At 69.0% G+C, this 15,897-nt stretch carries 10 protein-coding genes; 3 read left to right on the plus strand and 7 right to left on the minus strand.

Translation table 11 applies throughout. The features are described from left to right. Positions 1-59: 59 nt before the first annotated feature. Together murJ and JO379_RS17260 are read right to left on the minus strand one after the other, a co-directional pair. The gene (gene murJ, locus JO379_RS17255; protein WP_130878574.1) at positions 60-2,285 is read right to left on the minus strand and encodes a murein biosynthesis integral membrane protein MurJ; all 2,226 of its coding nucleotides are present in this window, start codon (positions 2,283-2,285) and stop codon (positions 60-62) included. Between the two features lie 45 nt (positions 2,286-2,330). Beyond that, positions 2,331-4,649, minus strand: coding sequence for a DUF6049 family protein (locus JO379_RS17260; protein WP_130878573.1), 2,319 nt, complete (start codon positions 4,647-4,649; stop codon positions 2,331-2,333). 209 nt (positions 4,650-4,858) lie between these two features. Here JO379_RS17260 and JO379_RS17265 point away from each other — a divergent pair, with 209 nt between their 5' ends. Further along, positions 4,859-6,319 (plus strand): CCA tRNA nucleotidyltransferase, encoded by a 1,461-nt coding sequence (locus tag JO379_RS17265; RefSeq protein ID WP_130878572.1) that lies wholly within the window; start codon positions 4,859-4,861, stop codon positions 6,317-6,319. An 82-nt stretch (positions 6,320-6,401) separates the two neighbouring features. Here the strand turns inward: JO379_RS17265 and JO379_RS17270 are convergent, their stop codons facing one another. The 4 genes from JO379_RS17270 to JO379_RS17285 form a co-directional block, all read right to left on the minus strand. After that, on the minus strand, positions 6,402-6,893 hold the full coding sequence (locus JO379_RS17270; protein ID WP_130878571.1) for an LppU/SCO3897 family protein: 492 nt from the start codon (positions 6,891-6,893) through the stop codon (positions 6,402-6,404). Between the two features lie 121 nt (positions 6,894-7,014). Then, a complete protein-coding gene (locus JO379_RS17275) occupies positions 7,015-8,283 on the minus strand; it encodes an MFS transporter (protein WP_130878570.1) in 1,269 nt (422 codons plus the stop codon). A 105-nt stretch (positions 8,284-8,388) separates the two neighbouring features. Beyond that, positions 8,389-9,471, minus strand: coding sequence for an inositol-3-phosphate synthase (locus JO379_RS17280; protein WP_130878569.1), 1,083 nt, complete (start codon positions 9,469-9,471; stop codon positions 8,389-8,391). 49 nt (positions 9,472-9,520) lie between these two features. Further along, positions 9,521-10,189 carry a PadR family transcriptional regulator gene (locus JO379_RS17285; protein ID WP_130878568.1) on the minus strand — a complete coding sequence of 223 codons (669 nt, stop codon included), beginning with the start codon at positions 10,187-10,189 and terminating at the stop codon, positions 9,521-9,523. Positions 10,190-10,547: 358 nt separating this feature from the next. On the opposite strand from JO379_RS17285, the gene JO379_RS17290 reads away from it, so the two are divergent. Continuing rightward, entirely contained in the window at positions 10,548-13,184 is a 2,637-nt protein-coding gene (locus tag JO379_RS17290) for a transglycosylase domain-containing protein (protein ID WP_209515632.1), read from the plus strand. 126 nt (positions 13,185-13,310) lie between these two features. After that, entirely contained in the window at positions 13,311-14,804 is a 1,494-nt protein-coding gene (locus JO379_RS17295) for a glycosyltransferase family 87 protein (RefSeq protein ID WP_209515635.1), read from the plus strand. A gap of 35 nt (positions 14,805-14,839) precedes the next feature. Here JO379_RS17295 and JO379_RS17300 read toward each other — a convergent pair whose 3' ends face one another. Continuing rightward, positions 14,840-15,871 carry an alanine racemase gene (locus JO379_RS17300; RefSeq protein ID WP_130878565.1) on the minus strand — a complete coding sequence of 344 codons (1,032 nt, stop codon included), beginning with the start codon at positions 15,869-15,871 and terminating at the stop codon, positions 14,840-14,842. Between the last annotated feature and the right edge of the window lie 26 nt (positions 15,872-15,897).

Here is a 15,897-nt window from a genome sequence, read left to right on the forward strand (position 1 = left end):
TGTGCCCACAGTCCGGCGCTATGCACGACACGCGGCGGCGGGCGATGGTTGTGCTCCCGTCAGCGGCCGAGCCGTCCACGGACCATACCGACCATGGCAGTCAGCTCCTCGATGCGCATCCGCTTCGCGGCGATGTAGAACACGATGATCAGGATGAGACCACCACCGGCCAAGGCGGCGAGCGATCCGAGAGCACCGCTGCCGAGAACCTGACCGATTCCGTACGAGATGGCTCCGCCGATGAGCGCGGCGGGGATGCACGCGCCGATGAGCCGGGCGTAGGTACGGACGACGTGCGAGCCGTCCAGGTCGCCGCCCAGGCGGGTACGCAGCCGGCGCCAGGCGACACCGACACCGATGGCGTACCCCAGGCCGTAGGACGCGGCCATGCCGGCCACGGCCCAGCGGGCGGGCAGTGCGAAGTAGGCCAGGGTCGAGGCCGCGGCGTTGACGGCGGCGACGATGACCGTGTTGTAGAAGGGGGTCCGGGTGTCCTCGTAGGCGTAGAAGCCGCGCAGGATCACGTACTGGATCGAGTACGGGATGAGCCCGAGGCCGAAGGCCATCAGCACATAGCCGATGTTGGTGGCGCCGTCCGATCCGGAGCCGGAGAACATCAGCGTGGCCATGGGGAGGCCGAGCGCGAGGAACGCGAACGCGCAGGGCACGATGGCGACGGCCGAGGTACGCAGGCCGTAGGAGATGTCGTCGCGGACGGCGCTGACCTCCCCGTCGTGCGCGGCGCGGGAGATCCGGGGCAGGACCGCGGTCATCACCGAGACCGTGATGATGGCCTGCGGCATCTGCCAGAGCTGCAGGGCGAAGTTGTACGCGGTGATGCCGGTGCCGGGGTGGCCGGCCTTGTCGGCGATGTCACCGGCGCGGGTGGCGAGCTGGGTGACGACCACCATGCCGAGCTGGTTGGCGAGGACGAAGAAGAACGTCCACTTGGCGAGGCCCGCGGCCTTGCCGAGGCCGTGGCCGCGCCAGTCGAAGCGGGGCCGGATCCGGAATCCCGCGTCACGCAGGTACGGGATCATCGCCAGGGCCTGGACGGCGAGGCCCAGCAGCGTGCCGATGCCGATCAGCCGTACGGCCTCGGGGGTGATGGAGGCGGTGCCGACGCCGCTGGCGGAGGCGGTGCCGAAGACCCAGATGAAGGATCCGAAGGTGGCGATGATGACGATGTTGTTGAGGACCGGGGTCCACATCATCGCGCCGAAGTGGCCGCGCGCGTTGAGGATCTGGCCCAGGACCACGTGCAGGCCCATGAAGAACATGGTCGGCAGGCAGTAGCGGGCGAACGCCACGGCGACGTCCATCTGGTCCGGGTGGGACGCGATGCTCGGCGACATCATCCGGATGAAGAGCGGTGCGCCGAGGACACAGACGGTGGTCACGGCACCCAGGAGGACCACGACCAGGGTGAGGAGACGGTTGGCGTAGGCCTCGCCGCCGTCCTCGTCGTTCTTCATCGCCCGCACGAGCTGCGGGATGAAGACCGCGTTCAGCGCGCCGCCGCCGACGAGGATGTAGATCATCGTCGGCAGGGTGTTGGCGACCTGGTAGGTGTCGCTGAGGGTGGCCACGCCGATCGCGGCCGCCATGACGAGGTTGCGGACGAAGCCGAGGATGCGGGAGACCAGGCTGCCCGCCGCCATCAGGGCGCTCGACTTCAGCAGGCTGGACGCCTTGCCGCCGCCCTTGGGCTTGGCCGCGGGCGCCGCCGGTTCCGGCTCGGGGTCCGGGGTGGGGAGCTGCGCTGCCGCGGGCGGGTACTGGCCGGGGGCGGGGATCTGCTGGCCCGGCGGCCGCGGCGGTTCGTACGGCTGCTGCTGGTCGCGGTACAGGTGCGCGAAGGCGTCGCGCTCGGGGCGCTCGTCCGAGGCCTGGCCGACGAGGCCGCCCACTCCGGCGAACTGGGTGGTGGGCTCGTCGCCGTACGGCCGCGCGGGAGCCTCCGGCTGGTGCGGGGGCGCGGGTGCCCACTGTCGGGGGTCGGGGCCCTGCTGGGACGCGGGCGGCTGCGGGTAGAGCGGCTGGGTGGGCTGGTAGGGACCGGGCGCCGGGGGGTTCGCGGCGCGGTCGTAGAGCGCGTCGGTCAACGGGTCCTGCGCGGCCGGGTCGTGCTCCGGGTAGGGGTTGGAGGAGTACGCGTCCTGGAGGTAGGGGTCCTGGGCGTACGGCCGCCCCTGGCGGCCTGGGGCAGGCTGGCGCGGCGGGTACGGGTCCCGCTGCTCACCGCCCGCGCCCTGACCGCGGTCACCGTCGTACGGCGCGTTCATCGCTACCCCACCTCATCGTCCGCGGCCGTCCGGCCCCACTACACGTCAACGGTCCACTTTCTCACCTGAGCCGGATGGGTCACTGTTCTGCGATCCGGTGTCCGGGTCCGGGTCACCCGGCTGCTCGGGACGGCCGTCGTCCGGCCCGCTGTCCCCGGTGTCTCCCGCGTCACCGTCCGGTCCGTCGCCCTCGGCACCGCGAGCGGCGGACCGCTTGCGGCGCTGGAGGTAGATACGGAGCCCGGCGAGAACCAGAAGGAGCACACCACCGGCAATGACCAGGAGCACCATAGGGGTGATGGACGTGACATGCACAGTGAACTTCACCGGGTCGCCGTAGGGCTCACCGTCGTCCGTGTAGAGCTGGGCGGTGACCTGGACGGGACCGTTGGCGTTCGCGCGCGTCTCGAATTTGACGGTCTGGCTGCGCCCGCCCTCGATCTTGACGTCCTGGGACTCGTCGACCTTGAGGCGATTGGGCTGGCTGGACTTGAGGACCAGGTTCAGGCCGTCGATCCGTTGCAGCAGACCGTTGTGGACCGACACCGGGATCGTCGCGCTGCGTCCGGAGAGGGTCATGTCGGACTTGCTGATGAGGTTGACCGTGCGGGTCAGCTGGGCCAGATAGGACTGCACGGCGTTGCGGAAGTCCGCGGCGCCCCGCCGGTCGCCGCGCCAGGACGTGGACATCTCCCGCATGATCGCGCTGCCGAACGGGGTGACCACCCGGTCCTGGGACGTCAGGATCACCTTGAAGCTGTCCAGGGCGTTCTGGGTCCGCTGGATCTCCTGGAACGCCTCGGTGGTCAGCTCCTGCGAGCGCAGCGAGCCCGGGTACGAGCCGGGGCCGGGCACCTGCTGGTTCGCGGACGCGTCCGGCTTGGCCTTCGCGGCGTCCCCGAGGTCGCGGGGCTGCGTCCAGCGGCCGTCGGACAGCGCGCCGATCGCGGTGGCCATCGCCTGTGCCTGGCTGGTTGTGGGCATCCGCTGCGGCGCCACGACGATGCTGCGCTCGTCGTCGGGGGCCTGCTTGTTGATCAGAAGGCTCTGGGCGAGGAACCGCTGTACGGCGAGTGAGGCGTCGTGGGCCCGGAGCATGTCGCCCTGGAAGACGGTGGAGAGCCGCGCGTCCGCGACGACGGCCGTATTGCCGCTGCCGATCTGCCGGGCGGCCGAGGGGGTGTAGGGGGTTCCGGCGGGGTCGCGGAGGCTGTCGCTGCGGGCGATGACGTTGTGGGCACCGGCCGAGGTGGCGACGTCGACGATCGAGGTGTCGACCGCGCCGTCGACGGGCCAGGCGAAGTCCGTGCGCGGCTTCACGCCGAGGATGGTCTCCACGGTGGTCGAGGCCAGCTCGGTGGCGGACTGGAGATGGCTCAGGATGCCCGAGACGTCCTTGCCGCGGTGGGCGAGGGAGGCGAGGTCCGGGTCACCGAAGGGCAGCGCCACCACCTGGTGGCCCGCCACCGCGCCCTGCAGCTGGTTGAGCCACTGCTTGGCGACCGCCTGCCCCTTGCCGGGGGTGCTCTTGCCCTCCGGAGCGTCGATCTCGTAGTTCTTCGTCATGGCCTCGACCGTGGCGAGCAGATCCGGGTCGATCACCCAGGTGATCGGCAGGCTCTTGCCCAGCGTGACGAGCTGGTACAGCCGGCCGCCCGGCGCCAGCTCCGCCGCGAGGTCGTCGTTGGGGAAGATGGGGGTCTGCTGCTGGTCCGACTCGGTGCGCGCGGTCAGACGGGTGGCGGAGATGAGCGGCCACATGAACGTGACCTGCGTCTTCTTGCCCTCGGTGGCGGACGGCTGCCAGGGGAGCACGGTCCGCTGTATCCCCAGCACCCGCTCGTACGGCTGGTCCTTGGACTGTCCGGAGAGGGAGACACCGAGCTGGTAGACGCCGTCGCGGCCGAGGTCCAGATCCTTCGCCGGCACGGAGAGGGTGAAGTCCCGGCTGACCCCGGGGAGCAGCTTGTCGATCTTCTGCCGGTGGTTGCCGCCGACCTCATTGCCGTCGGTGCCCGGTGAGTACCCGGTCCGCTGGCCGAGATCGTCGATGTCGCTGCGGCCGCTGATCTGCGGGCCCACCCGCAGGGCCACATGCGCGCCGAAGATCGTCGACTTGCCGTGGTTGGTGACCGTGCCGGAGATGGTGAGCGTGTCGCCCTGCTTCGGGGCCACGGGGGTCATCGAGTCCACGGCCACGCCGACCGTGCGGGAACCGCCGTTGTCCGCGTGCGCGGCGGGGGCCGTCGGCAGCTGTACGAGCCCGAGGACCAGCAGCACTCCCAGCAGCAGTGTCGCGGTGTGCCGGAACCACCGGCAGGCAGGAGCGGACCTCGTCCCCTGGAACTCTGCCGCCTCGGCCACGCGCTCGCCCGTCCCTCGTCGTCGTCAGTGGTCGTCGGTTGTGCGTCCACGAATGGTAACGAGGCCCGCTGTGACGAAGTGCTGCGGACCGCTGTACAAGATCGCTGTCATGGCCCGATGTCCTGGCTGCGCCTGGTTTGCGGGGGCCGACGGCCGGTGCCCGGGAACGAAGAGGCCCTCGCGCGCGCGGCCACGTACCCTCTTCTGTTGTGTCGAATGCCAACAATGACAGCCTCACCCCGCCGTCGACGAACGAGCTCAGCCAGGTGCAGCGACGTGCCGTGAGTGAGCTCCTGCGGGTATCCCCCGTAGCCGACGACCTCGCCCGCCGATTTCAGGAGGCCGGGTTCACTCTTGCCCTGGTCGGCGGATCGGTGCGGGACGCGCTGCTCGGCCGGCTCGGCAATGACCTGGACTTCACGACGGACGCCCGCCCGGACGATGTGCTGAAGATCGTCCGCCCCTGGGCCGACGCGGTCTGGGAGGTGGGCATCGCCTTCGGGACCGTGGGCTGCCGCAAATCAGACTTTGAGATTGAGATCACGACATACCGGTCGGAAGCGTACGACCGGACGTCGCGAAAGCCCGAGGTCTCCTACGGCGACTCCATCGAGCAGGACCTCGTCCGCCGTGACTTCACCGTCAACGCGATGGCCGTGGCGCTCCCGGAGAAGGAGTTCATCGACCCGCACAACGGCCTGGAGGACCTTGCCGCGCGTGTCCTGCGTACCCCGGGCACCCCGGAGGACTCCTTCTCCGATGACCCGCTGCGCATGATGCGGGCCGCGCGCTTCGCCGCGCAGCTGGACTTCGAGGTCGCGCCCGAGGTCGTCGAGGCGATGACGGCCATGGCCGACCGTCTGCAGATCGTCTCGGCCGAGCGGGTCCGTGACGAGCTGAACAAGCTGCTCCTCTCCGAGAACCCCCGTAAGGGCCTGCGGCTGCTGGTCGACACCGGCATGGCCGACCTCGTGCTGCCGGAACTGCCGGCCCTGCGGCTGGAGAGCGACGAGCACCACCGGCACAAGGACGTCTACGAGCACTCGCTGACCGTCCTGGAGCAGGCCATCGACCTCGAAGAGAACGGCCCCGACCTCGTGCTGCGCCTCGCCGCGCTGCTGCACGACATCGGCAAGCCGAGGACGCGCCGCTTCGAGAAGGACGGCCGGGTCTCCTTCCACCACCACGAGGTGGTGGGCGCGAAGATGACCAAGGCCCGGATGACGAAGCTCAAGTACTCCAATGAGCTGATCAAGGACGTCTCCCAGCTCGTCGAGCTGCACCTGCGCTTCCACGGCTACGGCACGGGCGAGTGGACCGACTCGGCCGTGCGCCGCTACGTCCGCGACGCCGGCCCGATGCTGGAGCGGCTGCACAAGCTCACGAGGTCCGACTGCACGACGCGGAACAAGCGGAAGGCGAATGCGCTCTCGCGCGCCTACGACGGGCTCGAGGAGCGCATCGCCCGGCTGCAGGAGCAGGAAGAGCTGGACTCGATCCGGCCGGACCTGGACGGCAACCAGATCATGGAGATCCTCGCCGTCGGCCCCGGCCCGCAGGTCGGCAAGGCCTACAAGCACCTGCTGGAGCTGCGCCTGGAGCACGGCCCGATGGGACACGACGCGGCGGCCGCGGCGCTCAAGGAGTGGTGGGCCGCACAGGAGGCCTGAGCGGCGGCTCGTGTTTCACGTGAAACATGACGGAGCCGGGTGACGTTTCACGTGAAACATCACCCGGCTCCGTCATATCCGGCTACTTGGTGCCGGCTTCCTTGTTGTCGCTGAAGCACAGAACGAAGGACTCGCTGCCGCGCGACTGCTCGTAGCCGCCCGTGGCGCCTTCCACGGAGGAGCAGGTGGCCATGGCCGACTTCGCCCCGTCGACCTTCTTGATGACCTTGTACTTCGCCTTGGCGTCCTTGCAGTCGACGACCTCGACGTCCGGCTTGGTGGTGGTGCCGGAGTTCATGACGCAGTCACCGACGGCTGCGGTGTCCGCGTCGTCACGCGAGGCTATGTAGCCGCCCACCGCGATGACGACGAAGACGACCGGCAGACCGATCATGCGAATCTTCTTGAGCTTGGAGCGACGCGGGGCCGGCGGCGGCACCGGGGCGCCGGGGAAGCCCTGCGGCTGGCCGTACGGACCGGGCTGCTGGCCGTAGGGAGCCTGCGGCTGCTGGCCGTATGCGTTTCCACCCTGCTGGGCGAACGGGTTCTGGTTCTGCGGCGGCGGAGTGGTCACGTGAATTCCCTCGGGCTGAAGCCTGATCCGGTCGGAGTGCAGCCCGTAAGGTACCTGTAAAGAAACCGGCCACTCGGACATATCCGCAGCTCAGCGGGCGGCTGTAGCCTTGATGTGACACTTAACGGCGACGAAAACCTGTCATAGCCACAGCAATTGCCGCGTAGATCACGGCCACCGTTATCACCAGCACGGCCGACCGGCCGTCAGGCGGCAGCATCAGGGCGGCCACTCCGGCCGCTCCCACGAACGCGACGTTGAACAGCACGTCGTAGAGCGAGAAGACCCGGCCGCGGAAGGCGTCGTCGACGGACGACTGGACCACTGTGTCCGTGGAGATTTTCGCGCCCTGGGTGACGAGCCCGAGAACGAAGGCACCGATCAGCGTCGGGACGCGCTCGAAGGGCAGACCCAGAGCGGGTTCGAGGAGCGCCGCGGCCGCCGCGCAGACCACGATCCAGCCGAGCGGGCCGAACCGGGCGGTCGCCCAGGGGGTGATGACGGCCGCGGCGAAGAATCCCGCGCCGGACACGGCGACGGCGAGGCCCAACAGGGCGAGTCCTTCGGAGTCGTCGTCGGTCCACGCGTACCGGCAGAGCATCAGCAAAGTGACCGTCAGCGCGCCGTAGCAGAACCGCATCAGGGTCATCGCGCCCAGCGCCCGGGAGGCGGTGGGGCGCTCGGCCAGGTGGCGCAGCCCTGCGGTCAGGCCCGTCACGGTGGCCAGCACCGTGGTGCCCAGGGGAGTCCGGACCGACGGTGTGTCGGGCCCCAGCAGGCCCACAGGCATGCGCAGCGAGGAGAGCGCGGCGCACAAGTACAGTGCCGCGCCCAGCAGGACGACCAGCGCGTCGGACGCGTGGCCTTCGGGGGAGGCCAGGCGTACGGCGAAGGCGAGGCCGCCGCCCGCGGTGGCGGCGAGCGTGCCGGCGGTCGGGGAGAGGGAGTTGGCCATGACCAGGCGCTCGCGCGAGTCGACGACGCGCGGCAGGGCGGCCGAGAGCCCGGCGAGGACGAAGCGGTTGACGGCGGTGACCGACAGCGCGGAGACGTAGAAGAGCCAGTCGGGGACGCGGGCGACCATGAGCAGTGCCGTGCCGATGGCCAGAGCGGCTCGCAGGAGATTGCCGTGGAGCAGCACCTGGCGTCGTCGCCAGCGGTCCAGCAGGACGCCGGCGAACGGGCCCAACAGCGAATAGGGCAGCAGGAGGACGGCCATGGCGGAGGCGATGGCCGCCGGTGAGGCCTGCTTCTCGGGTGAGAAGACCACGTACGTGGCGAGCGCGACCTGATAGACACCGTCGGCCGACTGGGACAGCAGCCGAACGGCCAGCAGACGGCGGAAATCGCGCAGACGCAGCAGGACGCGCAGATCACGCACAACAGGCATGCCGAACAGCCTCACACACCACACAGGCCCCCGGGTGGATTACCCGGGGGCCTGCGGGGAAGCGGAGTGCGGCCACGGCGCTCAGCGCGCCGTGTCAGGCCTCGCTCAGCGCTCGACCTCGCCCTTGATGAACTTCTCGACGTTCTCCAGAGCCTCGTCGTCGAAGTACTGCACCGGCGGGGACTTCATGAAGTACGAGGACGCGGAGAGGATCGGGCCACCGATACCGCGGTCCTTGGCGATCTTCGCGGCGCGCACGGCGTCGATGATGACACCCGCGGAGTTCGGGGAGTCCCACACCTCGAGCTTGTACTCCAGGTTCAGCGGGACGTCACCGAAGGCACGGCCCTCGAGACGCACGTACGCCCACTTGCGGTCGTCCAGCCAGGCCACGTAGTCCGACGGGCCGATGTGGACGTTGTCGTCGCCCAGCTCACGGTCGCGGATCTGCGAGGTGACGGACTGCGTCTTGGAGATCTTCTTGGACTCCAGGCGGTCACGCTCGAGCATGTTCTTGAAGTCCATGTTGCCGCCGACGTTCAGCTGCATGGTGCGCTCGAGGCGGACACCGCGGTCTTCGAAGAGCTTCGCCATCACACGGTGCGTGATGGTGGCGCCGACCTGCGACTTGATGTCGTCGCCGACGATCGGCACGCCCGCCTCGGTGAACTTGTCCGCCCACTCCTTGGTACCGGCGATGAAGACCGGAAGAGCGTTGACGAAGGCGACCTTGGCGTCGATGGCGCACTGCGCGTAGAACTTCGCCGCGTCCTCGGAGCCGACCGGCAGGTAGCAGACCAGGACGTCGACCTGCTTGTCCTTGAGGACCTGGACGATGTCGACCGGGGCCTCGGCGGACTCCTCGATGGTCTGGCGGTAGTACTTGCCCAGACCGTCGTAGGTGTGGCCGCGCTGGACGGTGACACCCGAGGACGGCACGTCGCAGATCTTGATGGTGTTGTTCTCGCTGGCGCCGATGGCGTCCGCGAGGTCGAGGCCGACCTTCTTCGCGTCGACGTCGAACGCGGCCACGAACTCCACATCACCGACGTGGTAGTCGCCGAACTGCACGTGCATCAGACCCGGCACGCGGCCGTTCGGGTCGGCGTCCTTGTAGTACTCGACGCCCTGAACCAGCGAGGCGGCGCAGTTGCCCACGCCTACGATGGCTACGCGAACCGAACCCATTCCGGTTGCTCCCTGTTTGTACTCGACAAAGCCCTGCGGAGTGCAGAGCTCACTTGGCGGTGTCATCGGACGGATCCGGCCGGGAGGAACCCCGGTGCCGGGGCAGGCCGTCCGTATCCCCGGTTGTGTCCTGCGCGGCGGAGCCGTTGCGCTGGTCGCGCCCGGCCCGCTCGCTCTCGATCAGCTCGTTCAGCCAGCGGACCTCACGCTCCACCGACTCCATGCCGTGACGCTGGAGCTCGAGGGTGTAGTCGTCCAGCCGCTCGCGGGTACGGGCCAAGGAGGCGCGCATCTTCTCGAGGCGCTCCTCCAGCCGGCTGCGGCGGCCTTCCAGCACCCGCATGCGCACGTCCCGCGAGGTCTGCCCGAAGAACGCGAAGCGGGCGGCGAAGTGCTCGTCCTCCCACGCGTCCGGGCCGGTGTGGGCGAGGAGCTCTTCGAAGTGCTCCTTGCCCTCCGCCGTCAGGCGGTAGACGATCTTTGCCCGGCGACCGGCCAGTGATGCCGCGCGGGCATCCTCCGGAGCGCTGCCGGGCTCCTCGATCAACCATCCGTTGGCGACCAGAGTCTTCAGGCAGGGGTAGAGGGTGCCGTAGCTGAACGCACGGAACACCCCGAGCGAGGTGTTGAGGCGTTTGCGCAGCTCATAGCCGTGCATCGGAGACTCGCGGAGCAGGCCGAGGACGGCGAACTCAAGGATGCCGGAGCGTCTGCTCACTTCTCGCCTCCTTGGTCCTCTACGTCCCTTATGCCGAGCTGATGTATCGACTCGATACATCCAGACGATAGAACGAGCGTCCTGTTGCGACAAGAGGGGGCACGGTGAACGAGGTCACATCACTGATTCGTGGGACAGAACCCGCCTGATTTGGAGTGAACATCCCCAGTGGGCGGGATTTGGCCGTGCGTAGTCTGTGCGCCATGCAGACCACCGGGAACCGAGTGACGTCGTCAGACGTCCTCGTCCTGGATGCAGTGCGCCCGGTCGCTCAGGGGGGCCCGGATCGCGCATCGGGGGGAACGGAAGCCACCTGCCGCTTTCAGGCGATAGCGCCTGCCCGAGGAGTAGTCGTTCGATGAGCGAGCATCGTCGCAAGCCGCCGCAGTCCCAGGGCGGCGGACGGGCCGCGTCCCGGCGCGCGGCGCAGCAGCCGGGTGCCGGCCGCCGCGCCGCACCGCCGGGGGGCGCGGCCGAGCCCGGCCATGGCCGCATGGCCGAGTCGCAGTACACAAGCAGGTCCGGAGCCCGGCGCGGGGCGCAGCGGGGTGACGGCGCCACCGGGCGCAGACGCCCCGCCCCGGGGGCCGGCGGAGCGGGCCGGGGGCGGCGGGACGGCGGCCGCCCGGCCAAGAAGCGCTTCATCGACTACCCGCGTGCGGGCAAGGTCGGGGCGCGGCGCTGGTTGCCGTCCTGGAAGCTGGTCACCGGGCTGTGCATCGGTTTTCTCGGACTGATCATCGGTGTGGTCGGCATCGCGCTGCTGATCGTGCAGGTGCCGACGGCCCGGGCCGCCTCGACCGTCCAGAAGAACGTCTATTACTGGGCGGACGGCGACCAGATGGTCGTGGCCGGTGGTGGTGAGCTCAACCGCCAGATCGTGCCGATCGCCAAGATTCCCGAGGCGATGCAGAACGCGGTGGTCTCGGCCGAGAACGCCACGTTCTGGGAGGACCAGGGCGTCGACCCGATGGGTATCGCCCGAGCCGTGGTCAAGATGGCTCAGGGCGGTGAGACGCAGAGTGGTTCGACCATCACCCAGCAGTTCGTGAAGAACACCTATCTCAGCCAGGACCAGACGCTGACGCGTAAGGCCACCGAGCTGCTGATCTCGATAAAGGTGGGGGCGACCGAGGACAAGAGCAAGATCCTCGAGGGTTACCTCAACACGGCCTACTACGGGCGTGGTGCCTACGGTATCCAGGCCGCCGCGCGGGCCTACTACAACAAGGACTGCACGGAGCTGAACGCGAGCGAGAGCGCGTTCCTGGCGGCCACCTTGAACGGCCCGAACCTGTACGACCCGTACGGCGGTCAGGGGCCCGCGGCCACTCCGGAGAAGAACACGAAGCGGGCCACGGACCGCTGGAAGTGGACGCTGGACCGAGAGGTCGAGGTCAGCCACAAGTACCTGTCGCCGGAAGAGCGCGACAAGTGGGTCGCGAAGGGCTTCCCGAAGCCCCAGCCGCCCAAGCCGGCGACCAACCGGGCCGGGCAGATCGGCTATCTGACCAGCCTCGCCGACAATTACATCGTCGCCCATTCCAATCTCAGCAAGGCCCAGTTGGACAAGGGTGGATTCCAGATCCACACCACGTTCGACAAGAAAAAGGTGAACGCGCTGGCCAAGTCGGTGGCGGACGTCCGCAAGGCCAACATCAAGCCGAACGCGCGCGAGGTCGACAAGCACGTGCAGTTCGGCGGGGCGTCCGTGGAGCCCAAGACGGGCAAGATCGTCGCCATTTACGGCGGTGAGAACGCGCTCGAGCACTTCACCAACAACGCCGACTACACCGGTGTCCAGGTGGGTTCGACGTTCAAGCCCTTCGTCCTGGCCGCCGCGATGACACACGGAAAGCGCAATCCGGGTCTCGGTTCGCACCAGACCGATTCCCAGCGCACGGTCGTCTCGCCGGACAGCATCTACAACGGTGACAACAAGCTGACCCTGCGGGACTACAACGGCCAGGTCTGGCACGACCAGAACGGCAGCGAGTGGCACCAGAGGAACGACGGTGACGAGGACAAGGGACTCGTCACGCTGCGTACCGCCATGCAGTACTCGGTGAATACGCCCTTCATTCAGCTGGGCATGGACGTCGGCACCGACCTGGTGAAGGAGTCGGCGGTCAAGGCGGGGCTGGACGAGGACCAGCTGGCCTCCCTTTCCCCGACCTTCTCCCTCGGTACGTCGGCGCCCAGTGCGATCCGGCTGGCGGGCTCGTACGCGACTTTCGCCGCGAGCGGGAAGCAGATCGACCCGTATTCGGTCGAGAAGGTGGAGAAGGACGGCAAGCCGCTCTACAAGCACGAGACGGAGAGCGCGCAGGCCTTCGACGCGAATGTGGCGAACAACGTCACGGACGTGCTGAGGACGGTCGTGCAGGACGGCACGGGTACCGCGGCGCAGCTCGGTGACCGCCCGGTGGCGGGCAAGACCGGTACGACCGATGAGAACCGGTCGGCCTGGTTCGCGGGCTACACCCCGCAGCTGTCCACAGCGATCGGCATGTATCGCGTCGACCCCAACGCGAAGAAGCAGGAATTCCTGTCGATGCGCGGTGTGGGTGGCAAGCCGACCATTCACGGCGCCTCGTTCCCGGCCGAGATCTGGGCCGATTACATGGGCAAGGCGCTGAAGGGGAAGCCGATCGAGCAGTTCGAACCGGCGCAGCCGATCGGCAAGAAGATCTACGGAGACGGCGCGAGCCCCTCCCCCAGCCCGACCCCGTCGACGGCCGCGTCGCCGACGCCGTCGAAGTCGGCGTCGCCGAGCCCGTCGAAGACCCCGAGCAAGTCCCCGTCGCCGAGCAGGACCTGCCACCCGCTCGACCCGCGGTGCAAGCCCGGTGGCTCCGGCGGTCCGGGAGGCGGCAAGGGCGGCGCGTCGGGCGGTCCCGGTGGTACGGGCGGCACGGGTACTCCGGGTGAGTCCCCGGAGCCGGATCCGACAGGGGGCCGGCCGGGCGGGCTGTTCGGCGGTCCGGGCGATTAGGCCGACCTGCCGGTACACCCGTCCGGAGTGATCCTTTTCGAGGGCCGTCCCGCGTTCGCGCGGGGCGGCCCTCGAGGTTATCCACAGGCTCCGACGGGTCACAGGCTCTTACGGCAGGATGTCCGCATGAGGAGCGTGCGGGACGACGATCAGGTACGGCCCACCGTCGAGGACGAGGTGGCCGCCGCCGGCAGTGAGCTCATCGGCGGGCCGGCCGGGCGGCGTGCCCTGACCGGCCTGGGCTGGTGGACGCCGGTCCGGGTGATCGCGCTGGTCGCGCTGGGCATGTTCGCGCTCGGCATGGTGCAGAAGCTGCCCTGCTACAACTACGGCTGGTTCTACGGCGCCACCACCCAGTACACCCACGCCTGCTACTCCGACATCCCCCACCTCTACAGCGGTCGCGGCTTCGATCTCGGTCTCATCCCGTATTTCGACAAGATCCCGCAGACCGTCTCCGGTGGCATGGACTATCTGGAGTACCCGGTCCTCACCGGGTTGTTCATGGAGATCGCCGCCCGGCTCACGCCGGGGGGCGGGAGCATCCAGCACCGCGAGCAGCTCTACTGGCTGGTCAACGCCGGCATGCTGATGGCCTGCACCGCGGTGATCGCCCTCTGTGTGACCCGGACGCACCGCCGCCGCCCCTGGGACGCGCTCCTGGTCGCCCTCGCGCCGGCCTTCGCCCTCACGGCCACCATCAACTGGGATCTGTTCGCGGTCGCCCTCACGGCCGCCGCGATGCTCATGTGGTCACGCGGCCGGGCTCTCGGGGCGGGCCTCCTGATCGGTCTGGCCGCCGCGGCGAAGCTGTATCCGGCGTTGCTGCTCGGGCCGCTGTTCATCCTGTGCTGGCGGGCCGGGCGCCACCGGGCGTTCCTCGGAGCCATCTCCGGCGCGGTCGGGGCCTGGCTGGTGGTGAATCTGCCGGTCATGCTGACGCACGACGCGAGCGGTTTCCATATCCGCGAGGGCTGGGCGAAGTTCTACACCTTCAGCCAGGAGCGGCCGGTCGACTTCGGCTCGGTCTGGCTCTTCATCTCCCAGCGCACCGGGAATCCGCTGGATGACGCCAACACCTACGCGACGCTGCTGATGATCATCGGCTGTCTGGGCCTCGGGGCCCTCGGGCTGTACGCGCCCAGGAGGCCGCGCTTCGCACAGCTGGTCTTCCTGGTGGTGGCGCTCTTCATCCTGACCAACAAGGTCTATTCGCCGCAGTACGTGCTGTGGCTGATCCCGCTCGCCGCGCTGGCCCGCCCGAAGTGGCGTGACTTCCTCATCTGGCAGGCGTGCGAGGTCCTGTACTTCCTCGGCATCTGGTTCTACCTGGCCTACACGGGAAGCGGCGACAAGCACCAGGGCCTGCCCCTGGAGGGCTACCAACTGGCGATCGTGCTCCATCTGTTGGGCACGCTGTATCTCTGCGCCGGCGTCGTGCGCGACATCCTGCTGCCGGAGCGGGACGTCGTCCGGCGGGACGGCTCGGACGACCCCTCGGGCGGTGTGCTGGACGGGGCCCCGGACATATTCGTCCTCGGCTCCGCGCGCCGGGCCCGGCACGCGGAGACGCGCGAAGGCACACGTGTCCAATGGGGTGCCGAGAGCCGCGAACCGTAGTCACGCGGCTCCGGCCCCCGCATCAGGGGGGTGGATCAGTGATCGAGCAGCCGGTCGAACTGGGTGGTGGTGTGCCGCAGGTGGGCCACCAGTTCGTCGCCGACCTGGGGGGCGGGGACGTCGCCGGGCACGAACAGGATGGAGACCTGCATGTGCGGGGGCTCCGCGAACCAGCGCTGCTTTCCCGCCCAGACGAAGGGCGAGAGGTTGCGGTTCATCGTCGCGAGTCCGGCCCTGGCGACGCCCTTGGCGCGCGGCATCATGCCGTGCAGTGCCTTCGGGGCCTCCAGGCCGACGCCGTGCGAGGTGCCGCCGGCCACCACGACGAGGTAGCCGTCGCCGGCCGCCTTCTGCTGGCGGTAGCCGAAGCGGTCGCCCTTGGCGACGGGCGTGACGTCCAGGACGGCGCCCCGGTACTGGGTGGCGTCGTGGTCGCCGAGCCAGAGCCGGGTGCCGATGCGGGCGCGGAAGCGCGTCTGGGGGAACTGCTGCTGCAGATGGGCGAGTTCATCGGCCTTGAGGTGGCTGACGAACATGGTGTGCAGCGGCAGCCGCGCGTTGCGCAGCCGCTCCATCCAGCCTATGACCTCGCCGACGGCGTCGGTGCCGTCGGTGCGGTCCAGCGGGAGGTGGATGGCGAAGCCCTCCAGGCGCACGTCCTCGATGGCGGCGTACAGCTTGGGGAGGTCCTCCTCGCTGATGCCGTGGCGCTTCATGCTGCTCATGACCTCGACCACGACGCGGGCGCCCACCAGGCCGCGCACGCCGTCGACGGAGGAGACCGACCGGATGGCCCGGTCGGGCAGCGGCACCGGCTCCTCGCCGAGGCGGAACGGCGTCAGCACCAGCAGATCACCGCTGAAGAAGTCCTTGATGCGGGCCGCTTCGTAGGTCGTGCCGACGGCGAGTATGTCCGTCCCGAAGCGGGCGGCCTCGTCGGCCAGCCGCTCGTGGCCGAAGCCGTAGCCGTTGCCCTTGCAGACCGGGACTATCCCCGGGAACTGCTGAAGGACGGTCTGCTGGTGTGCCCGCCAACGCGCGGTGTCGACGTAGAGCGTGAGCGCCATGGCCGGTCCCGGAACCTTTCGCTGAG

The sequence above is a fragment of the Streptomyces syringium genome, from assembly GCF_017876625.1.
Taxonomy (GTDB): Bacteria; Actinomycetota; Actinomycetes; order Streptomycetales; family Streptomycetaceae; genus Streptomyces; species Streptomyces syringius.